This window comes from Treponema sp., assembly GCF_051883275.1.
Lineage (GTDB): Bacteria > Spirochaetota > Spirochaetia > Treponematales > Treponemataceae > Treponema_D.
This window is the reverse complement of the sequence record NZ_JBJETK010000058.1, coordinates 1-25,182: the sequence shown is the minus strand read 5'-3', so window position 1 is coordinate 25,182 and position 25,182 is coordinate 1. Positions and strand designations below refer to the sequence as shown.

General features: G+C 44.7%; 20 protein-coding genes. 16 read left to right on the top strand and 4 right to left on the bottom strand.

From position 1 onward, the window contains the following. Positions 1-4: 4 nt before the first annotated feature. Positions 5-823 (bottom strand): pseudouridine synthase, encoded by an 819-nt coding sequence (locus ACI4L0_RS09690; RefSeq protein WP_439799971.1) that lies wholly within the window; start codon positions 821-823, stop codon positions 5-7. Between the two features lie 101 nt (positions 824-924). Here ACI4L0_RS09690 and polA point away from each other — a divergent pair, with 101 nt between their 5' ends. The 16 genes from polA (at position 925) to ACI4L0_RS09610 (ending at position 18,359) form a co-directional block, all read left to right on the top strand. Continuing rightward, positions 925-3,696, top strand: coding sequence for a DNA polymerase I (gene polA / locus ACI4L0_RS09685; protein WP_439799970.1), 2,772 nt, complete (start codon positions 925-927; stop codon positions 3,694-3,696). Continuing rightward, positions 3,678-4,295: a dephospho-CoA kinase gene (gene coaE, locus ACI4L0_RS09680; RefSeq protein WP_439799969.1), complete on the top strand. Its 618-nt coding sequence runs from the start codon at positions 3,678-3,680 to the stop codon at positions 4,293-4,295. The genes polA and coaE overlap by 19 nt, the downstream gene beginning before the upstream one ends. A 223-nt stretch (positions 4,296-4,518) precedes the next feature. Next, a complete protein-coding gene (locus ACI4L0_RS09675) occupies positions 4,519-5,400 on the top strand; it encodes an SPOR domain-containing protein (RefSeq protein ID WP_439799968.1) in 882 nt (293 codons plus the stop codon). A gap of 1 nt (position 5,401) precedes the next feature. Next, positions 5,402-5,887, top strand: a complete 486-nt coding sequence (gene ybaK, locus ACI4L0_RS09670; protein WP_439799967.1) for a Cys-tRNA(Pro) deacylase — start codon at positions 5,402-5,404, stop codon at positions 5,885-5,887. Between the two features lie 133 nt (positions 5,888-6,020). Then, positions 6,021-7,370, top strand: a complete 1,350-nt coding sequence (gene rsxC / locus ACI4L0_RS09665; RefSeq protein ID WP_439799966.1) for an electron transport complex subunit RsxC — start codon at positions 6,021-6,023, stop codon at positions 7,368-7,370. Further along, entirely contained in the window at positions 7,367-8,395 is a 1,029-nt protein-coding gene (locus ACI4L0_RS09660; protein ID WP_439799965.1) for an RnfABCDGE type electron transport complex subunit D, read from the top strand. Before rsxC ends, ACI4L0_RS09660 begins: the two co-directional genes overlap by 4 nt. After that, on the top strand, positions 8,392-8,994 hold the full coding sequence (locus ACI4L0_RS09655) for an FMN-binding protein (RefSeq protein ID WP_439799964.1): 603 nt from the start codon (positions 8,392-8,394) through the stop codon (positions 8,992-8,994). Before ACI4L0_RS09660 ends, ACI4L0_RS09655 begins: the two co-directional genes overlap by 4 nt. 1 nt (position 8,995) lies before the next feature. Further along, positions 8,996-9,613: an electron transport complex subunit RsxE gene (rsxE, locus tag ACI4L0_RS09650; RefSeq protein ID WP_439799963.1), complete on the top strand. Its 618-nt coding sequence runs from the start codon at positions 8,996-8,998 to the stop codon at positions 9,611-9,613. Then, a complete protein-coding gene (locus ACI4L0_RS09645; protein ID WP_439799962.1) occupies positions 9,610-10,188 on the top strand; it encodes an electron transport complex protein RnfA in 579 nt (192 codons plus the stop codon). Before rsxE ends, ACI4L0_RS09645 begins: the two co-directional genes overlap by 4 nt. A 17-nt stretch (positions 10,189-10,205) precedes the next feature. Continuing rightward, complete coding sequence (locus ACI4L0_RS09640; RefSeq protein WP_439799961.1) at positions 10,206-11,027, top strand: RnfABCDGE type electron transport complex subunit B; 822 nt, start codon at positions 10,206-10,208, stop codon at positions 11,025-11,027. A 151-nt stretch (positions 11,028-11,178) separates the two neighbouring features. Continuing rightward, entirely contained in the window at positions 11,179-12,996 is a 1,818-nt protein-coding gene (locus ACI4L0_RS09635) for an alanine--tRNA ligase (protein ID WP_439799960.1), read from the top strand. Between the two features lie 98 nt (positions 12,997-13,094). Further along, positions 13,095-14,174 carry an MOSP complex formation periplasmic protein, TDE1658 family gene (locus tag ACI4L0_RS09630; RefSeq protein ID WP_439799959.1) on the top strand — a complete coding sequence of 360 codons (1,080 nt, stop codon included), beginning with the start codon at positions 13,095-13,097 and terminating at the stop codon, positions 14,172-14,174. 9 nt (positions 14,175-14,183) lie between these two features. Beyond that, complete coding sequence (gene nusB / locus ACI4L0_RS09625) at positions 14,184-14,669, top strand: transcription antitermination factor NusB (RefSeq protein ID WP_439799958.1); 486 nt, start codon at positions 14,184-14,186, stop codon at positions 14,667-14,669. Then, positions 14,666-16,525 carry a tetratricopeptide repeat protein gene (locus ACI4L0_RS09620; RefSeq protein WP_439799957.1) on the top strand — a complete coding sequence of 620 codons (1,860 nt, stop codon included), beginning with the start codon at positions 14,666-14,668 and terminating at the stop codon, positions 16,523-16,525. The genes nusB and ACI4L0_RS09620 overlap by 4 nt, the downstream gene beginning before the upstream one ends. 159 nt (positions 16,526-16,684) lie before the next feature. Next, entirely contained in the window at positions 16,685-16,957 is a 273-nt protein-coding gene (locus tag ACI4L0_RS09615) for a co-chaperone GroES (protein ID WP_439799956.1), read from the top strand. 550 nt (positions 16,958-17,507) lie between these two features. Then, positions 17,508-18,359 carry a sigma-70 family RNA polymerase sigma factor gene (locus ACI4L0_RS09610; RefSeq protein ID WP_439799955.1) on the top strand — a complete coding sequence of 284 codons (852 nt, stop codon included), beginning with the start codon at positions 17,508-17,510 and terminating at the stop codon, positions 18,357-18,359. Here the strand turns inward: ACI4L0_RS09610 and recG are convergent. From recG to dnaE, 3 genes are all read right to left on the bottom strand, one after another. Continuing rightward, the gene (gene recG, locus ACI4L0_RS09605) at positions 18,340-20,517 is read right to left on the bottom strand and encodes an ATP-dependent DNA helicase RecG (protein WP_439799954.1); all 2,178 of its coding nucleotides are present in this window, start codon (positions 20,515-20,517) and stop codon (positions 18,340-18,342) included. The genes ACI4L0_RS09610 and recG overlap by 20 nt on opposite strands. A 4-nt stretch (positions 20,518-20,521) precedes the next feature. Further along, the gene (locus ACI4L0_RS09600; protein WP_439799953.1) at positions 20,522-21,094 is read right to left on the bottom strand and encodes a YggT family protein; all 573 of its coding nucleotides are present in this window, start codon (positions 21,092-21,094) and stop codon (positions 20,522-20,524) included. A 72-nt stretch (positions 21,095-21,166) separates the two neighbouring features. Continuing rightward, on the bottom strand, positions 21,167-24,781 hold the full coding sequence (dnaE, locus tag ACI4L0_RS09595) for a DNA polymerase III subunit alpha (RefSeq protein ID WP_439799952.1): 3,615 nt from the start codon (positions 24,779-24,781) through the stop codon (positions 21,167-21,169). Between the last annotated feature and the right edge of the window lie 401 nt (positions 24,782-25,182).

Here is a 25,182-nt window from a genome sequence, read left to right as displayed (position 1 = left end):
GCTTTTATTCGCCCGGAAACTGCAACTCGGAATTCTTCTTTGGCGTTGTGCCTTCGGATTTGAATAGAAGCGGAAGTTCGTTTTGCGAAATTTCGCGCAGCTGCCCGGGAAGAAGAGTTTTGTCCAGCTGAAGTTCTCCGATGGCAGTTCTTTTTAAAAATGCCACTTTGTTTCCCATTGCGGCAAACATTCTTTTTATCTGGTGGAATTTTCCTTCTGTTATTGTAAGAAAGCATGAATCCGGACTGTTCCATTTTATGACAGACGGCTTTGAAAAAAATTCCTTTTCATTTTTTTCAGGCGGAACAAGAATTCCTGCGCTGAAATTTTTTATAAATTCTTGCTGCCTTTCTTTTGTTTCAGGAATTTCAAGCTGAACAAAATATGTTTTTTTTACATGGAAATTCGGGGCGGCCAGGCTGTGCGAAAAATCTCCGTTTGTTGTAAAAATCAAAAGACCTTCTGTGTCTGTGTCCAGCCGTCCAACTGTATGAATTTTCTGAAGGGAATTTTTTCTTGCATATTCAAAGTATGATTCTGGAATAAGGCTGTAGACAGTTCTGTAGAGACCGCTGTCTTTGGTGGAGCAGATTGTTCCCCGGCATTTGTTCATCATAAGAAAAATGTCCGGCGCAAGAATTTTTTGTTTTCCGTCTATGAAAATTTTATCCGATTCAAGATTTATTCTGAATCCGCTTTCAAGAATTCTATTTCCGTTTATGCTTACATTGTGCTTTTGCAGCAAACGCCGGATTCTTCTGTGGGTGGTGATTCCGCGCCGTGTAAAAACAGTGTCCAGTCGTTCTTTAAAAAGCTCTTCCATATCCGGGCGGAGATTATATATGCAAATTTTTTTTCTGTAAAGGAAAGCTCTGTTTTCAGTATTCCCTTTTTTTTAATTTCAACTTGTGCTAAACTTTCTCTATGTCTGAAGAAAAAGAAGATAAAACTGTATATATACTTGATTCCTACGGCTTGATTTACAGGGCGTATTATGCGCTTTTGAATCATCCTCTTACAAATCCCGCGGGGGACAATATAAGCGCGCTTGTTATTTTTTTCAAGAATTTGAAGGCGCTTATTTCAAAGTACAATCCGTGCTATCTGGCTGCGGCGTTTGATTCCCGGGTAAAGACGTTCCGCCACGAAATGTATGCTGAGTACAAGGCGAACCGCGCTAAGACCCCGGAGGACTTGCACGCACAGGTTCCGTGGATAGAAGAAATTCTTGAGGCTTTGGAAATTCCCGTTCTGCGCTGCGATGGCTTTGAGGCAGATGACATTATTGCGACGGTTGCAAAAAAATGCCAGGACGAAAAACGTCCATGCAGAATTCTGAGCGCGGACAAGGATCTGCTTCAGCTTGTTACGGATTCCTGTTTGGAAATGCAGCCTGACCGTGCGAATGGCGGCTGGGAAACTATTGGAGCTGAGGAAGTAAAAAGCAAGTGGGGAATTCCGCCTGAAAAAATACTGGATTATCTTTCGCTTGTGGGGGACGCCTCAGACAATATTCCCGGAGTAAAAGGAGTGGGCGACAAAACTGCGCTCAAGCTTCTTCTGCAATACGAAAGTCTTGACGGAATATACGAACATTCTTCTGAAATAAAAGGCGCGCTCGGAGAAAAAATCAGAGCTGACAGGGACAATGCTTATTTTTCAAAAAAACTTGTGTCGCTGCGCTATGATGTTCCTGTTGAAATTGACTTTGATTCATTCTGCACAAAAAAAATGAATTTCAAGGAAGGTGCCAAGGCTCTTGTAAAATACGGAGCCTATGCTGTTTCAAAATCGTTCGCTTCAGAACAGCAGGAAAAAATTTCTTTTGCAGAGCCGCCCGTTCCCGAAAAGACTGCGGTTGCTCCAAGGCAGAACAGCGGCGACTACAAGCCCTGCATGGTTTTGAGCGAGCTTGAAAATTTTGCGGATTCAGTTCTGGCTTCCTCTGAAAAAGTTGTGGCGTTTGACACGGAAACTGACAGCCTGAATACTCATGCGGCGAATCTTGTGGGCTTCAGTCTTAGCAATGAGCGCGGAAAAGGAATTTATGTTCCCGTCATTCTCAGCGGCGGAATGTTTGCTCCCGAAACAATTTCTAAAAAAGACTGTCTGGCTGTTTTGGAAAAACTTTTTTCAGAAAAAGAACTCACGCTTGTAATGCACAATGGAAAATTTGATTTGGAAGTTCTTGCTTCAAACGGAATGAACAAAAAAATTGAGTGCCGGATTTTTGACACGATGATTGCAGGCTGGCTTTTGAATCCTGATGTTTCCGGGAAGAGTCCGTACAGCCTGGAATATATGGCGGAAACAAGGCTCGGGCTGAAGGGAATTGAATTCAAGGATATTGTTCAGAAGAACCAGACTTTTGCGGATGTTCCGCTGGAGCAGGCTTTTTTGTACGGCGCGGAAGATGCTGACTTTACGCTTCAGCTTTATTATCTTCTGAAAGATGAAATCCGCGAGGCCCGCCTTGAAAATCTTTTTTATGAAATGGAAATGAAAATTATTCCGATTCTGGCTTCAATGGAAATTCAGGGAATTCATCTTGACAGAAAAAAGCTTGATGAATATAAAAACGAGCTTTCTGTTTTGATTCGTGAAAAAGAAAAGGAAATATACAATGAAGCCGGCTGCGAATTTAATATTTCATCTCCGAAGCAGCTCCAGGAAATTTTATTTGAAAAACGCGGGCTTCCGCACGGAAAAAAAACAAAGACAGGATACAGTACTGACACGGCGGTTCTTGAAGAGCTTGCATTGTCCACCGCTGATCCTATTCCCCGGAAAATTCTTGACTACCGCTCGTACACAAAGCTTCAGAGCACGTACGTAGAAGCCCTGCCTCTGCTCGCCGATAAAAACGGCAGAATCCACACGTCGTTCCTTCAGACTGGAACAGCCACAGGCAGACTTTCTAGCCGCGATCCGAACCTTCAGAATATTCCGGTGCGGGAAGAGTCTGGCAGAAGAATCCGATCGGCTTTTACAGCTGTGCCGGGAACTGTTCTTATTTCTGCTGACTATGCGCAGATTGAGCTTGTTGTGCTTGCCCATTTGAGCGCGGATGAAAATTTGTGTTCCGCGTTTATAAATGGAATCGATGTTCATAAATCCACGGCGGCGTTGATTTACGGAATTTCCCCTGAGCAGGTTTCTTCCGAGCAGAGGCGCTTTGCAAAGACAGTTAATTTTGGTGTGATGTACGGCATGAGCGCATTCCGTCTTGCCAGTGAGCTGAACATAAGCCGCACTGATGCAAAGAATTTCATCGACCAGTATTTTTCAACTTATTCAGGCGTTAAAAAATTCCTTGATGAAACAAAATCTTCAGCGCGCGAAAAAGGCTATGTTGAAACAATCACCGGGCGCAGACGTTATATTCCTGACATAAGAAGCGCGAACAAGCTTGTGCTTCAGGGTGCGGAGCGAATTGCTGTCAACACTCCGATTCAGGGAAGCGCCGCCGACATTGTGAAAACCGCAATGATAAAAGTTCAGGCGGCTCTTGAAAAATCCGGGACTGGCGCAAAAATGCTGCTCCAGGTTCATGATGAGCTTATCTTTGAGTGCCCGCAGGAAAATGCCACGGCTGCTGTTGAAGTTATCCGGCGCGAAATGGAAGATGCGGTTCATCTTAGAATTCCTTTGCGTGTAAGCATTGAGCAGGGAAAAAATTGGGGCGAGTTCCACTGATGGTTTTGTGTGTCGCAGGCCCCATGGCTGCCGGAAAAAATGCAGCGGCTTCTATTCTTGAGGAGCTGGGGTTTGTTTCAGTTGATGCGGATCTTGTAGGCCACAGGGCAGTTGATGCTTGCAGGGATGAAATTCTTTCTGCGTTTTCTGCGTTTGCCGAGCAAAAGAAAATTCAGCTTTTGGACGCGGATGGAAAAATCATCAGGAGAAACCTCGGGGCTATTGTGTTTGAAAAAAAAGAGCTTGTGAGAAAACAGGAAGATATTGTGTTTCCTTATATAAATGCGGAGCTGGAAAAATTTCTTGATGAAAACGCAGGGAAGAATGTTGTGCTCAATGCCGCTGTGCTTTATAAAATTCCTGTGATGAAAAGAGCCGATGCCGTTTTCTTTATCGACAGTCCCGCGCTTGTCAGGTTTGTCCGCTCAAAAAAACGTGACGGAATGAAGACTTGTCAGATTTTGGGGCGTTTTCTTGCGCAGAGGACAATGTTCAGGGAATACAAGAAAACTGGAATAAAGGTTTTCAGAATCAATAACCTCGGAAGCCTTGATTCTCTCCGGAAAAAAATTCAGGCGGTTCTTTCCTGCTGTTTTTAAGATTGACAGGGCGGCGCTTTATTTTTTTGAGTTTAATAATCTGCTATTTTGTGCTAAATATTCCTTTTTTTTATCCGATATTCTTTGTATGGAACCTCGGAAAACTTCTGTTTTTTTTAGGTTCTATGGAATACCGGCTTTTTGTTTTAGGAAATTTCTGAAAACTGAAATTAGAATTTTCCTCTTATTTAGAAATTCGAAAGCTGGCAGAGGGGATAAAATTATGGAACAGAAACGAACTATTTGGATTGTGCTTGCGGCTGGAATTTTTTTGACAGTTGTGCTTGGCGCCGCTGTAATTCTTTATGCGTCTGAAACTAAAAAAAATACAAGTGCCCTTTACCAGCGTTCTTCTGGTTCAGTGTGGATGGCTCCTGAAACAGCCGAGCAGAAGCAGAATGAAATGTTTGGAATCGATTATTTTGCAACGGAGCCGGATGCTTTGGAAAATGAAAAGGCGGCTTCTGAAGCAGCAGGAGATTCCCTGAATCTGAATTCAGAAATTCCTTCAGAGGAAAAAAGTCCCCTGGATGCAAAAAATGCAGATGTCCTTATTTCCACAGAAAATACAACTGTCTACAATATTCCTGATTCTTCGTCCACTACGATTGATTTGAATTCATTGAGAAAAACTGAGCCTGAGTCAGGAAATGTCAGGGCGCAGAATAAAGCTGCTGAAACTGCAATCCGCGAAACAAATGCCGTTCACCGCAATGTTGAAAAGAATACTATTGCGCCTGAGCCTTCTTCTCGCAAGCCGGCTGCTTCAGAAAAAACTGCGAAAGCTTCGGGAGCTTCTTCCGCCCCGGCAAAAAAAGCAGCTCCGTCTTCCGCCGCAAAAAAATCTTCTGATAAATTCTGGGTGCAGGCAGGCTCTTATACAACTACTAAAAATGCAGATGAGGCAAGGGCAATCCTTGAGTCAAATAAAATTCCATGCGAGGTGTTTACCTTTACGGACGCAAAGGGTGTTCTTCATTACCGCGTGAGAGTCGGCCCTTACACAACAAAAACCGAGGCTGAATATTGGAAGCAGAGAATCAGCACAATTCCTCTGTTTGCCAATAACGGAATTTTCGTTACTAATTCCACTGCGGCAAAATAAAATGAAAAAAACAAATGCAATGCGCATTTTGGACGGGCTGAAAATCCCATATAAAACAAGAGCCTATGACGATGACGGCGAGCATCAGCTTCAAAAAGGGGCGGCCATAAATCTTTCTGAAAAGCTCGGCATAGATCCCCGCTCGGTTTTCAAGACAATTGTGATGAGCACCGACACAAAGGAAATTGTTGTGTTCTGCCAGAATGCGTCCTGCGAAATCAGCCTGAAAAAAGCGCGGACTGTGTGCGGAGCAAAGGAAGTTCACCCTGTAAAGCCCGAGGAGCTTTTGTCGCTTACTGGATATATCCGTGGCGGCTGTTCTCCTATCGGCATGAAGCGCAAATTCCGGACTTTCATTGATGAGTCAGTTTTCCAGTGCGGAACAGTTTATGTGAGCGCGGGTGTCCGCGGGCTTCAGCTTGCTCTTTCTCCTGCTGATCTTGTGAAGGCTTCGGGCGCGCAGACAGCGGATCTTGTCCAGCAGTGAAACTGAGTGGAATTCTTTGGCATTTCATCAGCATTTTTTCCGGCGGCTTTTTGAATTTTTATCCGGCGCTTTTTATGTGCTATGTCGCCTGTGATTATCGACTTTTTATAATTTCTATAGTAAAATTATTCTCATGAAAACACACACTTTTAAAGGCGGAGTCTTTCCGTTGGAAATGAAGGAGTTGTCCAATAAATGTCCTATAAAAGAGGCGTTTCCTTCTTCAGGAACGGTTGCGATTCCAGTTACTATGGGCGGCGCTCCAAACACACCGCTTGTAAAGGTTGGGGATTCTGTTGCGAAAGGGCAGAAGATAGCTTCGGGCGAAATGTTTATGTCTGTGCCGGTTCATTCTTCTATTTCCGGCAAAGTGAAAAAAATACAGAATTGCACTGTAACTGGTGGAATGACTGCGCCCTGCATTATTATTGAAGCCGACGGTTCTGACAATGTTCAGTTTATGGAGCCGCTGGATCCTTTTGCCTGCGGAAGGGACGAAGCTCTCGCGCGCATAAAGGAGGCCGGTATTGTCGGCATGGGCGGCGCATCTTTTCCTGCTCATGTAAAGCTCAATCCGCCTGAGGACAAGGAAATTGACTACGTTCTTGTCAATGCCGCTGAGTGTGAACCGTATCTTACCTGCGATGAGCGGACAATGATAGAAACTCCGGAAAGGCTTATTGACGGACTTGCGATTGTTCTTAATCTTGCAGGAGCCGCCGGAATAATTGCGCTTGAGGACAACAAGGCATATATAAAGCCTTCGCTCGAAAAAATAATACAGGAAAAAGGCTATGCCGACGATATGCAGGTGATGCTTGTAAAGACAAAGTATCCCCAGGGCGCGGAAAAATTTATAATTTCTTCCTGCCTCGGAAGTGAAATTCCCGCTGGAAAGCTTCCTGCTGATGCTGGTGTTATAATTTCAAATGTAGGAACACTTTGCGCTATAAGCGATGCTTTCAGGCTGGGCAAGCCGCTGATTGAAAGAAGCCTCACCATCTCAGGCGGAGCAGTGGAAAATCCATGCAATTTGAGAGTTCCGGTTGGAACTCTGGTTTGCGATTTGACACCGGAATATTTTACACTGAAGGAAAATGCGGCTGCAAAGATAATTTCCGGCGGTCCTATGATGGGCTTTGCAATGCCTGACATGAATTTTCCAGTTGCAAAGGGAACAGGCGGAATCACTTTCCTTGAAAAAGAGGAAACATATCTTTGTGACGAGGAGCAGTGCATAGGCTGCGGAATGTGTGTGTCTGTCTGCGCAATGCGTTTGAGCCCGGTTCTTATGGTCAGGGAGCTCAAGACCGGTTGCATTGACAAGGCAAAAAAACTCGGGCTTATGGACTGTGTTGAATGTGGCTGCTGCGCCTATATTTGTCCTGCAAACGTCAGGCTTGTCCAGCGGTTCAGGATTGGAAAATCTATTGTACGTGAGCAGATGGCCGCTGCAAAGGCAAAGGAGGCTGTAAAAAAATGAGCTCTGAAAATAATTTGTTTCTTTCTTCCAGTCCGCATTTTACTGCGGGGCTTTCAACACAGAAGATTATGGCCGCCGTTCTGCTGGCTCTTCTTCCTGAATGTATTTACGGCGTTATTATTTTTGGATGGCATGCGCTGGCTGAAATAGCGGTTTCTGTAGTGTCATGTTTTGTTTTTGAGCTTTTGTTCCAGAAGATTACCCGCCAGAAAGTGGTGGTCGCCAATCTGTCCTGTTGCGTTACGGGAGTTCTGCTTGCGCTTGTAATTCCATCTACAACTCCATTATGGATGACTTGCCTCGGCGCGTTTATTGCGGTTGTTATTGCAAAGGGGCTTTTTGGCGGAATCGGAAGCAATGTTTTTAATCCGGCTCTTACAGGGCGCGCATTTATGTTTATAAGTTTTCCGGCTGCACTGGGGGCTTCGTGGCTTAATCCTGCAACGGACGCGGTTTCAAGCGCAACTGTTTTATCGCAGGTGAAGGCTGGAGGCTTTGCGGCGGACGGTGATATGTATCTTCAGTATTTTCTTGGAAACACAGCGGGCTGCATCGGGGAAACTTCTGCGCTGCTGATTTTGCTGTCTTTTGCTTTTCTTGCCTTTACAAAAATCATAGACTGGCGCGCTCCTGCTGCAATGGTGGCGACTGCTGCGCTTTTGACTTTTGTTTCCGGCGGAGATGCTCTTTTTGCTGTTTTGTCAGGAGGACTTCTGTTCGGCTCTGTCTTTATGGTCACTGACTATGCGACGGCTCCTGTAACAAAAAAAGGTCGTCTGGTGTTTGGCTTTGGCTGCGGACTTATAACTTTCCTGATAAGAAAATTCGGAGGATATCCTGAAGGTGTGATGTTCAGTATTTTGATTATGAATGCTGTGGCTCCGTTCCTTAACAATCTTGCAGCCCGCAAGTACGGCTACGGAAAAAAAGCCGCAAGACGGCAGCCTCGTAAAATCATTCAGGAATTCGATGTGGCGAATGCAGTTCCCCTGAGCAATGAAAAAAATACGGAGGCTGAAAAATGAATCAGAAAAATTCAGTCCTTGAGATGTTCCGCCTTGGACTCATACTTTCCTTGTATGCAATGGCGGCATGTACAGTTCTTGCTGTTGTGAATAATTTTACCTTTGCCCGTATTGCCCAGAACAGACTCAATAAGGCCAATGCGGCTATGAAAACTGTCATAAAGGAAGCGGATTCATTCGAGCCCGTAACTCAGTTTCCGAGTCCGTCAAATCAGGGAGTTTCAATAGAGGGAATTTACATCGCCAAACAGAATGGAACTGTAATCGGCGGTGTGGCCCAGGTTTCAGGTGCAACCTATGACAGGGCTGTTATTATGGTTGGAATGAAAACTGACGGAACTGTTTCAGGTCTTCAGTTTCTGGAGCTTACGGATTCCCCGGGCTTTGGCTTGAAGGCTAATGACCCGACATTCACTTTGAGCAGCGGAAAAACATTCTACGGACAGTTTGAGGGAAAAAATGCCAGGGACGGTTTTGTTGCCGGACAGACATTTGACTCTATTTCCGGGGCGACTATAACCAGTGTCGGAGTTGGCGGACTTGTTTCTGCGGGAACAGAATGTCTTTTGAAAGTTCTTGATGGACAGGAGTTTAATTAAAATGAACAAGCAGATGCAGATTTTTACGAATGGCTTTTTAAAGGAAAATCCGCTTTTGGTTTTGAATATAGGCTTGTGTTCTTCGCTCGGAGTTACAACAAGTGTCTTTAACGGACTTGGAATGGGAATGAGCATGATGTTTGTTCTTATGATGAGCGAAATTGTAATCAGCGTTTTCAGAAAGTGCATTCCGGCTGAAATCCGGCTTCCTGTCTTTATAATTATTATTGCGGCGTTTACAACAATCGTCCAGTTTGTGCTTCAGGCTTATGTGGAATCTCTGTATGATGCGCTCGGAGTTTTTCTGCCGCTGATTGTTGTGAACTGCATTATCATGGGGCGCGTGGAATCTTTTGCCTCCAAGAATACTGTGGGGAATTCGATTCTGGATGCGCTTGGAATGGGAATAGGTTATACTGCGGTTCTTGTGCTGATTTCATTTGCGCGCGAATTTCTTGGCAGCGGAACGTTGATGTCTGGAACTTCGCTTAAAGTTGAGCTTATTCCTGAAGCATACCGCATCGGAATTCTGAACAGCGCACCCGGCGGCTTTATTGTTTTCGGTGTGCTCGGAGCTGCTGTCCAGGCTTTAAAAAATAAAAGGGAGGCTGCAAAATGACAGAGCTGCTTCAGCTTTTTGTAAAATCGGCTATTGTTGATAATGTTGTTTTTATTCAGTATCTGGCGATCTGTCCTTTTATAGGAATGACAGCGGAAACGGGAAAAGCTTCCGGCATGGGGCTTGCGACAACTTTTGTTATAATTCTTGCAACTGTTGTAACCTGGCCTCTGTATAAATTCGTGATGGTTCCGCTTGGGCTTGAATTTCTCCAGACACTTTTTTTCATACTTGTAATTGCATCTCTTGTTCAGCTTGTTGAATTTTATCTTAAAAAATCAGCGCCGGGACTTTACTCTTCAATGGGAGTTTATCTTGCTCTGATTACAACAAACTGCGCCGTCCTGGGCATTACAATCAACTGCATCGGAAAAAATTTCAGCTACGTGCAGAGCCTTGTGTATGCGGTCGGAAGCGCCTGCGGATTTCTTCTGAGCATGGTGGTTATGTCCGGTGTAAGAAGCAGAATCAGAATCGCAAAAATTCCAGAGGCATTCAAGGGAACTCCGATTCTGTACGTGGCGGCTGGACTTTTGAGTCTTGCGTTTTTAGGCTTTAAGGGGCTTATAAAATAGATTCGGCGGAGGAAAACATGAATACGATTATTTTTACAGTGATTGCTGCTCTGCTGATAGGTTTTATCCTTGGTGTGCTGCTGGGGCTTTTTAAAAAAATATTTTCAGTTTCGGTTGATCCAAAAATTTCCAAGGTGCGCGACTCTCTTCCAGGTGTTAACTGCGGCGGCTGCGGATATGCGGGCTGCGATTCATTTGCGGCGGCGGTTGTGAGCGGAGATGCGCCTGCTTCCGGCTGTGTCGCAGGAGGACCTTCCGTGGCGGCTTCCTTGAACAGCATTCTGGGGCTTTCTGCGGACGGGGCGGACAATGTGAAAAAGGCCGCTGTGCTTGCATGCCGGGGAACAGTTTCCTGTGCCGGAACAAAGGGCGTTTACAATGGCGTCCAGACATGCAAGGCAGTTCAGCTTTCAGTGAATGGCATAAAGCTCTGCGCTTCAGGCTGTATCGGGCTCGGCGACTGTGTTGCCTCCTGTCTTTTCGGGGCTTTGTCCATGGGTGAAGACGGACTTCCTCATGTTGATTATAAAAAATGTGTCGGCTGCGGAAAATGCGAAAAGGCCTGTCCTAAAAAACTGTTCACGCTTGTAAATGTTGAACTCAAAGGTCCTATGGCTCTCTGCTCCTGCCGAAGTGACAACAAGCCGCAGATCCGCAAGGATTGTTCAGCGGGCTGCTTTAAGTGCGGAATTTGTGCAAAGAAATGCCCCGAGCAGTGCATTGACCTTTTGTCCGGCATACCTCATATCGATTATGAAAAATGCACCGCATGCGGAACCTGCGTTTCGTCCTGCCCGGATAAAGTTCTGAAATTAATGAGTGAAGTTATTGCCGGCTGAAAATCCAGGCTTTTGAGAACCTGTAAAAATATTTTTTACGGGTTCTATTTTCGCCGCTTGAATTAAGAGAGCGCTGGCTGAACTTTTACTGTTTGACCGGCGCTTCTTTTGGAATTGACTATTTGGATATTTAGTTTTACTATAGATTGTTATGACTGCAAACGAGTTACGTTCAAAATATATTGAATTTTTTAAGTCAAAAAATCATGTTGAAATTTCAGGACAGTCTTTGATTCCTGAAAATGACCCCTCTGTTTTGTTTACAACTGCGGGAATGCATCCTCTTGTTCCTTATCTTCTGGGTGAACCGCACCCGGCCGGAACACGTCTTACAGATTACCAGAAATGCATCCGCACAGGGGATATTGATGAAGTCGGCGATCCCAGCCACCTTACATGCTTTGAGATGCTTGGAAACTGGTCGCTCGGCGATTATTTCAAGAAAGAATCCATTGCTTTTTCCTACGAATTTCTTACAAGTCAAAAATGGCTTGCCCTTGATCCTAGAAAAATTTCTGTGACGGTTTTTGCAGGCGATGACAATGCTCCGCGCGATGAGGAGGCTGCATCTTATTGGAAGGAAAACGGAATTCCAGAGGATAAAATCGCATACCTTCCTGCTTCTGACAACTGGTGGGCGGCCGGTCCTACTGGGCCTTGCGGACCTGACACTGAAATTTTTTACTGGGTGGGCGAAGGATTGCCGCCTGAAGGTTCCAATAAAGGCACAGACAGCAAAAACTGGATGGAAATTTGGAACAATGTTTTTATGCAGTATAACCGCATTGACGAAAAAACGCTTGTTCCGCTTCCAAAACAGAATGTTGACACCGGCATGGGGCTTGAGCGCACAAATTGCATTCTCCAGGGAAAGACTTCTGTTTATCTCACTGAAGTTTTCCAGCCGATTATAAATGTTGTTGAGCGGATCACAGGCTATTCTTACGGTTCCGATTCAGAAAAGGATATTTCTGTCCGCATAATTGCAGATCACAGCCGTTCTGCGGTGTTTATTCTCGGCGACCAGAAGGGTGTTTCTCCGAGCAATATTGGCGCAGGCTATGTTTTGCGCCGTCTTATCCGCCGGGCTGTCCGCCATGGAATGAAGCTTGGAATTGAAAAGAATTTCCTGTCTGATGTTGCGCTTGCAGTCATTGAAAATTTCAAGAATGTATACCCTGAGCTTGAGCAGAACCGTGAAAAAATATTTTCAGAGCTTGCCGCCGAGGAAAATAAATTCCGCGATACACTTCACAAGGGCGAGGCTGAATTCCAGAAACTGCTTCCGAACCTTATGAAAAATCCCAAAAAGGAAATTTCAGGAAAAATTGCATTTAGGCTTTATGATACTTTTGGATTTCCGCTTGAGCTTACACAGGAGCTTGGAGCTGAAAACGGCTTTACTGTTGATATTGAAGGTTTCAGGGAAGCTGAACGCAAGCACCAGGAAGCTTCAAAAACTCAGGATGCCGGCTCTGCAAAGGGCGGTCTTGCCGAGCAGTCTGACACAACTACAAAATATCACACTGCTACTCATCTTCTTCAGCAGGCGCTTATCATTGTGCTTGGTGACAAGGTTGCGCAGAAAGGCTCTAACATTACAAATGAGCGCATGAGATTTGACTTCACTTTTGACCGTCCTATGACAAAGGAAGAAATTCAGAAAGTTGAAGATATTGTCAATGAGCAGATAAAAAAAGATTTGCCCGTTACAATGGAAGTCATGCCGCTTGAAAAGGCAAAGGCAGAAGGCGCGCGTGCTTTGTTCACAAACAAGTACGGCGAAGATGTGAAGGTGTATACAATAGGCCCGAAAGACGGATGGTTCAGCAAGGAAGTGTGCGGCGGTCCGCATGTTCAGCATACAGCGCAGATTGGAGAATTTAAAATTCAAAAGGAACAGTCTTCTTCTGCTGGAGTGCGGCGCATAAGGGCTGTCATTTCCGGCGGGCTTCCGCTTGAAGGCTGATGTAACAAAAATAATTGATAACTGTTTTCAATTAGGGAATTTCAAAAAGCTTCGGTTTTCAGAGATTTCCGTAAACGAATTATAGAGGATGAACTTTGATGAAAAAAATTTCTTGCGTATTGGTATTTTTATTTGCTGCGGTCAGTGCTTTTTCACAGAGCGACTTGCAGCCTCTTGCGGTTGTAAAACTCAATAAGTCAGAAACTATAACTGTAAAGCAGCTGAAGACACGTGCAAGCTTCATTCAAAAGCAGTATGGCATGGATTCATTTTCCGTTGAACAGAAACAGGCGCTTTTGGAAAATATGATTGCTGAAAAGCTGATTGCACAGGCAGCTGCAAAAGACGGACTTATTGTTACAGACAGCCAGGTTGACGATGCTTTTCTGAATACTTTCAGCCAGCGGCTTGGAACCCGTGTTTCAGAGGCGCAGCTTGAGGACTTGATAAAAAAGCAGACTGGAAAAACTTTGGACGAGTATATAAAGGAATACAGCGGAATGTCCAAAGCTGAATACAAGGCCTATCTGAAAAGCCAGCTTGTTATCCAGCAGTATGTTTTTTCAAAGAAGCAGGCTGAAATTGAGGCAGTGTCTGCAACTGACGAAGAAATTCGCAGCGCATACGAAATGAATAAGTCAACTTTTGTTTGGAATGACATGATGAGCCTTTTCCTTGTTATGGTTCCAAAGGGAAGCAATGACATGGCTGCCCGCGCTTTGGCCACAGATTTGCGGAATAAGTATAAGGCTGATTCAAAAAAGGCTGAAGAAATAAAAAATTCCAATGAGAATGGAAGAAATTACAGGGCAGGTGATATTACTGTCGCAAAAACTGCCCAGCAGGCTCAGCAGTTGGGCTGGTCCATTGAAAAACTGAATGAGCTGTTTGGAAAATCTTCAGGCTATCTTTCTGAAGTTACGGAAACATCGTCGGACTTTCAGTTCTATGCAGTCCTGAAAAAGTATGATGCAAAAATGCTTTCTCTGAATGATATTGTTCAGCCTGAAAGAACTGAGACTGTATATGATTACCTGAAGACCAATATCACTTCACAGAAAAAGAGCCAGTATTTTACTGAGGCTGCTCAGGAAATTTCAAAGTCGTTTGATGTTCCTTCAAATGTTGAGCGCAAAAAAACTGGCGATGCTCTGGCAAAGCTCCTGAATTGGCAATAGGAGTTTACTGTGTCCAGAAGAAATGGCCGTATTTTTGCAGTTCAGGCTCTTTATTCCTATGATGTCGGAAAAGCATCTCTTGAGGATCTGCTGAAGCTTGAATGGCTGAATGAAGATTCTGAAAATAAGGCAGATGGAAAATTTGTGCTTCCAGAGCCTGCGGTAACAGAGCCGGCTCCTGCTGATTTTTCACATTCAAGGGCGGAATCATACGATTTTGCCCGCCTGCTGATTTCAGGAACAATCGAGCATATCGATGAAATTGACGGAAAAATAAAGGCGCATCTGACTGCAAACTGGAATTTCAACCGCTTGAACAGAGTGACGCTTTCGATTTTAAGAATCAGTGTCTTTGCCTTGCTTTATCAAAGGGATCTTAAGCCGACAATCATAATTGACGAGGCGATTGCCATTTCAAAGGAATTTGGCACAGATGATTCTTTCCGCTTTATAAACGCTATTCTTGATACAATAAGCAAAGAAGAGGTGGTGTGAGCAAAAAATTACTATGCGCCGTGCTTTGTTGTTTTGCGGCGGCAGTTTTTATTTGTTCATGCTCCTCCCATTCTGAAGGCTCATCTTTTACTTCGGCCTTGGATTCTGTGGATGCTGCAATCTCTCAGAGTCTTTCCGGAGATGCCATCAGATACTTGAAGAAGCTCGAAAAAAAAGCCTATGGTTCCTATGAATATCTTGGAATTGTAAAAAGATATATTCTTCTGGGCGAATCAGAGGCTGCGGAAAGAGTTTTAAAAAAAGGCTTGAAAAAAAATCCTGAAAATCCCGACATTTCTGCTGTGTATGCTGATTTTCTTCTGCGCAGAAATAGAGTTGAAGAGGCATTTAAGATTTCATCCTGCTTGAAGGATTCTGCCTATGCTTCTTTTTATGCGGAGTGTGTTTTAAGAAAAGCTCTGGATGCGGTGGAAAACGGAAGCCCTGTTCTGGAAACAGCATTTCATCCGGCTTTGCCCAAAAAAAAGCGCGCCGCAGTTTCTGTTCAGCAGGAAGAAGATCCAGTGCAGTTTTTTTTCTATCCGGAATTTATTCCCATTTATAAAAGCGCTTTTGACGGCAGCAGGGACAGCATTTGGATTTTTAATGCCGCTTCTATCCTTATGCGCAGCGGAAAATACACTGATGCCGCTGCCTTGTATCCGGGAACAATTACAAGCTGCCTGGAAAGTCTGTTTTGGGGCTGTGTGTTTTTTGACTCAGGATTATATTCGCAGAGCATTGAAGCGCTGATGGCAAGCTCCCGGCTGGCTTCCTTTGCAAAAAAAGAGTCTTTGGAGGTTTCATCCGAAATTCTTGCTCTTGAAGCGGATGATTTTTATATTGAAGGCGAGGAAAATGTTTCTGAGGAAATTCGTCGGCAGATGATGGAAAATCTTGAAACTGTTCCGCCGTATGTCTATATGAACAGCGCGCTTTTTGCACGGCGCAACGGAAATGCGGAAACTGAAGTGCAGCTTCTTGAATCCCTTTCTTCAAGCTTCCCTGACTATCTGCCCGGCATTTCAGCGCTGGGGGAATTTTCACTTGGACAGATAAAAAAGCAGGAGGATGAGCTTTCCAAAAAACTTAGAAACGCCGGTCTGAAAACTGTAAGCATGGAGCGGCAGGATAAAATTCCTGTCATTCAGTTCAGCTCTGTTCTTGAAAAACTGAATTCGCTTATTGAAAAGGATAACATGGAAGCCTTGGTTCTGCGTGATTCACTTTTGTCGCAGAAAAGCAGAATTGATAAAACTGAAAAGCCCGTTTCCGACATTTGGATAATGCTTGAGGAAAATGCTTCGCCGCAGAACACATATCCGGATTCGGTTGTAAAGCACTGTGTTTTTTCGCTCATGGCGGCCCAGCTTGAGCCTGATGCGGAAGCTCTTTTTGACTCCTACTACAAGACAAAATACAATTTTTCCCCGGCGGAATCACCTGAAAGCCTTGAGCTTTGGGAATGTGAACTGTGCGCATGGTTTGCTTGTAAAAAGGCCGATTTTAAGACAGGAATTGCCCTTTACAAGTTTATTGCGGACAAATACGGCGACCGTATATCCGTGCTGAATTCATCGGGGAAAAACACTTCTGTGATGAATGCGCTTGTGAATCTGGGTGTTTTGTATGCCAGCGTGGATCGTCTGCCTGAATCTCTTGATTCGCTCGGCAAGGCTTCTGCAAAAGCTTCGACTGCAAAGAAAAAATCTGAAATTCTTTTTAGAATCGCTGAGCTGGACTGGAAACTCGGGGATTCTTACAGCGCGGCTCGCTCCCTGAAATATGCCCTTTCCCTGAATCCTGAAAACAACCGGGCCAGACTGCTCCAGAAAAAAATTCAGGCTGGAAAATAAAGCGAGCCTCTAAAATCACTTTGCCATTTTTTCTGTTGAATTTGACTTTAATAGAAAAAATTTGTATTTTTATAGTATATAAAAAAGAGCATGTCTGGAATTTGTTTTGGGATGCTCGGAATTTTAAAAAATTTTCACATATATATTTGGAGGACTTAAATGAAAGTAAAACCTTTGGCAGACAGAGTGCTGGTAAAGCAGGTTGCAGCGGAAACAAAAACTGCTGGCGGAATTATTATTCCTGATACAGCTCAGGAAAAAACACAGCAGGCTGTTGTTGAAGCAGTTGGCCCTGGAACTGAAAAGGAAAAGATAACTGTAAAGCCTGGCGATAAAATTTTATATGATAAATATGCAGGAACAGTAATCAAGATTGACGGAGAAGATTATCTGATTCTGAAAAACTGTGACATAATTGCTGTTGTTGAGTAAGATTTTATTTAATTTGAGTCATTTTGACTCTTTTTAAGACAGAACTTTGAGAGCTGTGTCTTTTTGATACAGCTCTTTTTTTTCTGGCATTGTTTTTTTTCTTTGAAAGTTTGCCATCTTGAAAATGCCTTTTCAGATTTTTGCCTGCTTTTATATTGTACGTTTGACCTTGCATTTTTAGACTTTTCTTAAAAAACTGAACTTTTTTTTAGGTTTCTATAATAAATTCGCCTGTTTTTTTTGAATTCGATTAAAAAAAATCGGCTGTGTGTTAAAAAATCTTAAAAAGAATAACAAATTTCCAAAGTTTCTTGATTTTAACTCTCTATAATATTGTTTTTTTTATGCAATTTTTTTTAGAGAAATCTTTGAGTTGGCACGTTTTGTGCTATATAATATGCAAAGCCTAAAAAATTGAAGTTTTTCTAGGTTTGAAAAGAAAGGCGGTTCTGGGAACTTTGATTTTAGAAGTTCCTGAATATTATTGTTGCACTGAATAAACCGTGTCGTGGTATTCGGTGTTTTCCAAAGTACATATTGGAGGAAAAATATGACTGGTGTTTCGGCAAAAAATCTTGATGTGGTAAAAATTCATCTTAATGAAATAAAAAAAATACCGCTTCTTTCAAACAGCGAGGAAACTGACCTTGCTGTAAAGGCCGCTGCCGGGGACAAAGCCGCCCGGGACAAGCTTTTGACTTCCAATATGAGATTTGTTATAAAAATTGCTTCACAGTATGTTAACAAGGGTCTTGAGTATGAGGATTTGATAAGCGAAGGCTACCTTGGACTTATCAAGGCTTTGGATCATTTTGATGTGAGCAAGGGATATCATTTTATTTCGTATGCAGTCTGGTGGATTCGCCAGTCTATAATGAAAGCAATTATTGATATTGGCCGCCCGATACGTCTGCCGGTAAACAAGGATACTGAGATAAGGGAAATAAGAAAAGCCTGCCATAATGTAAATCCCCATGGCAAAAAATCAGAGGAAGAAGAGCTTTCAGAAGTTGCGCTCAGGCTTGGCATGACAAAGCATCATATAAGGGAGCTGCTTTCAATTTCTCAGGATATGATAAGCCTGGATTCTCCTGTGGGCTTTGATACTGATATAAATCTTGTTGATACTATTGTTTCTGAAAATTTCACGCCGGAAGATATGGTTATCGACAATTCACTGAAAGTTGAAATCGGAAAGCTTCTGTCTACACTTGACAAGAAATCTATTGAAGTTCTGAATATGCGCTTTGGCTTGAACGGGCAGGGGCAGAGAACGCTGAAGGAAGTCGGCGAAAAAATGAATCTTTCCAGAGAGCGTGTCCGCCAGATTGAAAAGAATGCCATTGCAAAAATCCGCGCAAACAAACGCTGCGAGGAATGTCTCAGGGATTATGTTGCTTAAGCTGGCAGATGGCATCATACCGCGCTGTCTTTAAAGTTTCGCTGTCTCTGTTCAGGTCGGCTATGTTCAGTGAAAAACATCCGGTCTGGGCAGTGCCAAAAACTTCGCCCGGTCCGCGAAGCTTCAAGTCCTGTTCGGCAATTAAAAATCCATCGTTGCTTTGGTGCAGAACTTTTAAACGCTCAATGGCAGTCTGGGTGATGTTTTTGCTGTATGTCAGAAAGCAGTATGACTGGAATTTTCCGCGCCCGACACGGCCTCTTAGCTGGTGAAGTTCTGCAAGTCCGAACCGCTCTGCATGCTCGATTGCAATGCATGTTGCATTCGGCACATCAACTCCCACTTCTACAACTGTTGTAGCCACAAGAATTTTGATTTTTCCGCTTGAAAAATTGCTTAAAATTTCGGCCTGTTTTTTTTCATCGGTTTTTCCATGGATAAGAGCGCAGGTGTAATCCGGATATACTTTTTCAGAAAGAAAAGCGTACATTTCTTCTGCCGATTTAAGGGAGTCTTTGCCGTCCTGATTTTCCTGTGAGGTGTCGCCGATTCTTGGATAAACAAAATATGCCTGGTGACCTGCGGCGAGTTCTTTGCGGATTGCCTCATAGACATTTCTTTCGTTGCCAAAAACTGTCAGATAAGTCTTTACAGGAATTCTTCCCTTCGGCATTGTTTTTATCAGGCTTATATCAAGGTCGCCGAATGCGGTCAATGCCAGTGTCTGCGGAATCGGCGTTGCGCTCATCATTATGAGATCCGGGGAATGTGCCGTATGCCTGAACGAAAGCCGCCCCTTTGCCACAATTGATTCGCGCTGTGTCACACCGAATTTATGCTGCTCATCAATCACTGCAAGCTGAAGGTTTTTGTACTGCGTGTTCCTGCTGAAAAGTGTGTGTGTTCCGATTATGATGTCGATTTCCCCGTCCCGTAGTGCGTTTAAAAGCGGCCGTCTTCCAGCGGAATTTACATTTCCTGTTAGAAAAGCTGTCTTTATTCCGGCGGGCTCCAGAAGCTTGACGGCGTTTTCTGCGTGCTGGCGGGCAAGAAGTTCAGTGGGAGCAAGAAGGGCGCACTGGCCTCCGTAATCGATTGTCCTTGCGCATACAAAAAAAGACACCAGTGTTTTTCCAGAGCCAACATCGCCCTGAAGAAGTCGCTGCATTGAAAAAGGCGCCCTCGAAAGATTCTGGGGATTGTTCAGCATTGTATTACATTCGGTCTGGCTTCTGTCAATGTCCCTGTTCATTTCCAGTATTGAAGTCATCTGGTTTTCAGTAAGCTCAAAATTCAGGCTGCGCAGTATTTTTTCTTGGCGCGGCGAAAGGCTTTTTATAAATTCCTCTTTTATCTGTTCGGATTTTGCGGCAGACTCTGACTTGGAAAATTCCGGCCCGGATATTTTTGCTTCCGGGAGAATTCCGCGGTGAAGCAGGGCGCGCTCGAGCATTTTGTATTCAAAAATATACAGTTCCTCATAAATCAGCGTTTTTCTTGCTTCCTGAATTTGCTGCATATTTTCCGGCTGATGTATAAACTGAAGCGCCTGTTTTTTTTGCAGAAGTCCGCGCTCCGCTATGATTGATTCAGGGATTTCATTGTCGATGCTTTTTCCGTATTGGCGCAGTGCCTGTGCGACTGTTTTTCTGTAGTTTTTTTGTGTAAGCCCTTCAGTCAGGGAATAAATCGGAAAAACACCGCTGTTGGGAACCGGCAAATTTAAAAAATCGCTCAGATTTCCGCCGGGGGAAATAAATTCTGCTTCAAATGATGACGACTGAAGCTCATTGTATTTGATTTCAAATTTTCCCGTGACGGCAATAATGCTTCCTTTGGGGAGCTGCCTTTCAAGAAAATTCCGGTTGAATGCTGTGAGCCATGCGCTTGTTTCTCCGTCCGTAATGTTGATTTTCAGGACTTTCATTTTTCCATAGCCGAACCATTTGTGGTCTGCCACTTTGCAGATTGTGTGAACCTTTGGAAAATGCGCGTATTCCCTGAGGCTGATTTTTTTTGTCCTGTCCTCGTAGCCGCGCGGAAAAGTCGAAAGCAGATCCGCCACTGTAAAGATATTCAGCGCCGCGAATTTTTTTGCTGCGGCAGGGCCTGTCCCGGGGAGAGTTTCTATAGCTGCTGCAAGTTCTGAAAGAATCATTTTTCTAGCGGCTTATAAAAAATAAAAAGACTAGGTTCAGGATGATTTGTATTATGATAAGCACCGCCGTGGAAATTATCAGCTCGGATTTATACGTTATGGGATTTCCGCGCGTAAAGAACTGTGAAATTTTATGCGCCAGAAACGCAACTGAAATGTCAAACTGGTTTTCTAAAAAGCCCGGAATTCTGCGCGGATTTTGCGGCCTTAAAATCAGCAGAACAAGGCGTATCACAAATAGAATCGTAAGGAAAAAGAGAATGGAAGAAACTATTGAATAAACCGGCTCAATAAAGCTTTCAGCAATCATGAGCGGGCTTATGTATCCCCGTGACAAACTCAGAAAAATTCTCGACAGCAGTTGCAGGACACAAAGCGAAATGGCAGGACCGAGATCAAATCTTCCAAAGCAGAATATTTTTATTCCGCAGAAGCGGTCTATATACGGGTCGCATATTATGCCTAGAATTTCTGCCACCCTGCCAAAAGTTCTCCGCGCGAAAGTTGATATTATGCGCAGAAAGCACAGAAGTAAATATATGGACAAAAGCGTTGATATGAATTTAAAAATAACCATGAATTAAATCCTCCTCTGGTTTTTTCAGTTTGCGCGGAAAAATTGAATTTTCCAGGCTCCCTTTATTCAGTTTTATTCAGTCCATACTTCCTGGACTCCGGAAATGTCTTTTAAACTGTCCAAAAATTCCTTTGTATTTGGAACTGTAAGCTGCGTGTTCGCCCTTACAACGTAGGTTTTTCCGTTCACATCCACATGAAAATATACCAACAAATTTCCTGTTTCGCCAAAAAGAAAATCCCTTAGCGGCGCAAGCTCCCGTGTGCTGCTGAATCCCTGCTCAAGCTGAATGTGAACGCTTGTAATTGACTTTTGCTGCAACGTTTCAATCTTTTCAATGGATTCAACAATAAAGCTTGGCTTTTCCTTTGAGCCGTCCACTCTGCCTTTGAATGCGTAGACCTTTTCGGCCTCAATTTGATCTGCATACTGCTCCCAGACATTGGAAAAAATCACTATGTCAATTATTCCCCTGTAGTCAGCGAGTTTTCCCGATGCCATCTCCTTGCCCTTTTTGTTGATGAACGACCTCAGTTCCTGAAGCAGCCCGATTGCGATGTAGTTTTTTCCCTTGTTTCTGGATTGCCAGGTGGATTTTCCCGATGCGGCCAGAGCGTCCTTTTCGGCCTTGTCTATCTTTGCCCAGCGGTCAATGTTTTCGCTTGTGCAGGTTGCGCAGTTTTCGATTATGGTTTTATATTCGTCCAGAGGGTGCCCCGAAACAAAGCAGCCGATAAGCTCCTTTTCCATGTTCAGCCGCTCCATTCTGGGCATATCCTCACATTCTTCGAATTTAAAGTCCTCGAATTCCTTTATGCCGGCTTCTTCAAAAAGGCTTACCTGCCCGTATTCCTTGGAGGCGTTTTTCTTGTCCTGGTATTCAATGACACGCTCTAAATTCAGCGTAAGCGTGGCGCGGTTCTGCCCGAGGTTGTCAAAGGCGCCGGTTTTTATAAGAACCTCAATGGCTTTTTTATTCACGTCCTTGTTGGATATGCGCTCAATGAAATCAACAAAGGACTTGTAAGGCCCGTTTTCCTCGCGCTCATCTACGATTGCCCTTGCGGCTCCTTCTCCCATTCCCTTTATTCCCTTCAGGCCGAAAACAATATGTCCGTCTACAACGTCGAAAATTGAATCCGAGCGGTTCACATCCGGCGGGTCAACGGGAATTCCCATTTTGCGCGCCTCCTCGATATATTCGGGAAGCGTGTCAGTTGAAGTGATTTCATTGGTCAGGTTCGCCGCCATGAATTCAGCTTTCTTGTGGGTTTTGAGCCAGCCGGTGCGGTAAGCAAGAACCGTGTACGCCGCCGCATGGGACTTGTTGAATCCGTAGCCGGCAAAAGGAACCATTATGTCAAATATTTCATCGGCATGCTCCTTTGTGTAGCCCTGCTTTATTGCGCCCTCTTCAAATTCAACTTTCTTGCTCATGAGGACTTCCAGCTTCTTTTTACCCATTGCGCGCCTGAGCATATCCGCGCCGCCGAGTGAAAAGCCTGCGATTTTTTGCGCAACCTGCATGACCTGCTCCTGGTAAACCATAACGCCGTAGGTTTCCTTTAGAATTCCTTCTAGGCACGGATCCGGGTAGTGGACAGTTTCAGGCTTCCATTTTCCCTCGATGTACTGGGGAATGTAGTCAAGCGGCCCGGGGCGGAACAGCGCATTCAAGGCTACAAGCTCTTCCACACAGCGCGGCTGGCACTGGCGGAGAATCTTCTGCATTCCGGGAGATTCAAACTGGAAAATCGCAACGGAGTCTCCTCGGCAGAAAAGGTCGAATGTTTCAGAGTCAGTTTCGCTCACATTTTCGGTCTTGAATTCAGGCTCGCCGGGCTTTCTGTGCTTGTTGATTATATTTTCCGCGTACCGAATCAGCGAAAGCGTCTTTAGCCCAAGGTAGTCGAATTTCACAAGGCCGCACGGCTCTATGATGTCCATTGTGTACTGAACCGCGACTTCGCCTGTTTTGGGATCTCTGAATACCGGCGCCCAGTCAGGAAGGGCAGTTAGCCCGATCACCATTCCGGACGCGTGCAGGCTGGTGTTTCTGATAAGCCCCTCGAGCTTCATGCAGAGCTTGAACAGCCGCCGGTATCTTTCGTCGTCCTGGTATTGTATAAGCTGCCCGTTTTCCGGGTGATCCTCGTCCGGCGGAGTGAATGCGTCCTTGAGCTTTGCCTTTGGGTTGTTGGGAATGCATTTTTTCAGCATCTCGACTTCTGAAAGCGGAATGTTCAAAACGCGCCCGACATCTGCGATTACAGCCTTGGGCTTCAGCGTGCCGAACGTTACTATGTGCCCGACCTGCGGATCTCCGTATGTTTCCCTTGTGTGCTGGATTATGTTCTGCCTGAAATCGAAGTCCATGTCAATGTCAAAGTCCGGCATGGAAACACGCTCCGGATTCAGGAATCTTTCAAAAATCAAATTGAACCTGAACGGATCAATGTCCGTTATGGTCATGCAGTATGCCACCAGAGATCCTGCTCCTGAGCCGCGCCCCGGGCCTATCGGAATTCCGTGCTCCTTCGCCCAGTTGATGAATTCCCAGACAATCAGAAAGTAGCCGGAAAATCCCATCTTGAAAATAATTCCCAGCTCATATTCACAGCGGCGCCTTATTGCCTGTGTTACTTCCTTGTAGCGCACCCGAAGCCCTTTTTCCACCAGATGGCGGACATAGTCGTCCTGGTTGAGCGTGTAGTCCTCATGCCTCTGAAATTCCTTTGGAAGCGTGAACCGCGGAAGACAGCCCTTTAGCTCCGGCGTGGAATACTGGTGTATTGTAAGGTTGCACATATTGGCGATTTTTATAGTGTTCGCCATTGCCTCGGGGTAGTTCGGAAACAGAATGGACATTTCCTGCTCTGTCTTGAGATACCATTCGCTTCTTCCGCCGCCCATTGTCTGGTGAGGCTCGTCCAGAAGCTTTTTGAACCCGATGCACCTGAGCGCGTCCTGCGCCTCCGCGTCTTCCCTGTTGCAGTAGTGCACATCGTTTGTAAGAACAAGGGGAATGTCGAGGTCCTTGGAAAGCTTTATAAGCTTAACCGCCACTTCCTTCTGCTCATCAAGCCCGTGGTCCTGAATCTCTATATAGTAATGGTCAGGCCCGAAAAGATTCTTGTATTCCTCGGCGACCCGGTACGCATCTTTATCCCTTCCGTTCAAAAGAAGCTGCGGAAGTTCCCCCTGGATGCATGCGGAAAGGCATATCAGCCCCTCGTGGTACTTTTTCAGAAGCTCAAAGTCTATTCTTGGCTTTCCGTAGTAAAGCCCCTCTGTGTACGCAATGGAAGAAAGCCAGGACATATTTTTATATCCGGTCTGGTTTTCGCACAGAAGAATAAGATGAAAATAGTGGCTGTTTTTTCCGTTGGTGCCGAAAGGAACATCATTGCGCTCCGTGTGGCTGCCCCACGCGACATAGAATTCCTCTCCGACAATCGGGTTTATTCCGTTCACATGGCACAGCTTTTCAAAATTCAGCGCCCCGAACATATTTCCGTGGTCAGTCAGGGCCAGAGCCGGCATGTTCAGCTCCTTTGCCCGCGCGACAAGAGTGTCGATTTTGCTGGCTCCATCCAGAAGCGAATAGTCTGAATGGACATGAAGATGTACAAAATTGCTAACCGGAGTTCCTTCCGGGGCATCAGGGAATTTATGGTAGTCAGCCAACCTGTTCTCCTTGCAAAAATAAGCCGCCTTGGGGGAAGTCCGGCTGTTTTTATCTAAAGTTCCTACATTTTAATAAAAAAACACCGGTTTTGCTAGGTGAAATTCCGCCCCCCCCGCCATGCAAGTACCCACGTCATGCCGCACAAGTGCCCATGTCATACTGTACACCGTGCACTGTCATGCTGAACTCGTTTCAGCATCTGTGCTGGGCAGGGCATAGATTCCGAAACAAGTTCGGAATGACAGTACAGGGCAAATCGGCATGACAGTGTAAAACCCAGAATGACAGTCCCCTAAAGTATTGTCATGCCATGTAACTGCCCATGTCATACTGTACACAGTGTAATGTCATTCCGAACTCCTATGATATTTGTCAATACCATGAAGTTCCTGATTCCAAT

Bases quoted from the DNA above. Each gene is read 5' to 3' on its own strand.
- polA (WP_439799970.1), top strand. From the start codon at position 925: ATGTCTGAAGAAAAAGAAGATAAAACTGTATATATACTTGATTCCTAC.
- ACI4L0_RS09610 (WP_439799955.1), top strand. From the start codon at position 17,508: ATGACTGGTGTTTCGGCAAAAAATCTTGATGTGGTAAAAATTCATCTT.
- rsxE (WP_439799963.1), top strand. From the start codon at position 8,996: ATGAACAAGCAGATGCAGATTTTTACGAATGGCTTTTTAAAGGAAAAT.
- ACI4L0_RS09645 (WP_439799962.1), top strand. From the start codon at position 9,610: ATGACAGAGCTGCTTCAGCTTTTTGTAAAATCGGCTATTGTTGATAAT.
- ACI4L0_RS09630 (WP_439799959.1), top strand. From the start codon at position 13,095: ATGAAAAAAATTTCTTGCGTATTGGTATTTTTATTTGCTGCGGTCAGT.
- ACI4L0_RS09640 (WP_439799961.1), top strand. From the start codon at position 10,206: ATGAATACGATTATTTTTACAGTGATTGCTGCTCTGCTGATAGGTTTT.
- ACI4L0_RS09655 (WP_439799964.1), top strand. From the start codon at position 8,392: ATGAATCAGAAAAATTCAGTCCTTGAGATGTTCCGCCTTGGACTCATA.
- ACI4L0_RS09675 (WP_439799968.1), top strand. From the start codon at position 4,519: ATGGAACAGAAACGAACTATTTGGATTGTGCTTGCGGCTGGAATTTTT.
- ACI4L0_RS09690 (WP_439799971.1), bottom strand. From the start codon at position 823: ATGGAAGAGCTTTTTAAAGAACGACTGGACACTGTTTTTACACGGCGC.
- recG (WP_439799954.1), bottom strand. From the start codon at position 20,517: ATGATTCTTTCAGAACTTGCAGCAGCTATAGAAACTCTCCCCGGGACA.
- rsxC (WP_439799966.1), top strand. From the start codon at position 6,021: ATGAAAACACACACTTTTAAAGGCGGAGTCTTTCCGTTGGAAATGAAG.
- ACI4L0_RS09600 (WP_439799953.1), bottom strand. From the start codon at position 21,094: ATGGTTATTTTTAAATTCATATCAACGCTTTTGTCCATATATTTACTT.
- ACI4L0_RS09660 (WP_439799965.1), top strand. From the start codon at position 7,367: ATGAGCTCTGAAAATAATTTGTTTCTTTCTTCCAGTCCGCATTTTACT.
- ACI4L0_RS09615 (WP_439799956.1), top strand. From the start codon at position 16,685: ATGAAAGTAAAACCTTTGGCAGACAGAGTGCTGGTAAAGCAGGTTGCA.
- ACI4L0_RS09635 (WP_439799960.1), top strand. From the start codon at position 11,179: ATGACTGCAAACGAGTTACGTTCAAAATATATTGAATTTTTTAAGTCA.
- ybaK (WP_439799967.1), top strand. From the start codon at position 5,402: ATGAAAAAAACAAATGCAATGCGCATTTTGGACGGGCTGAAAATCCCA.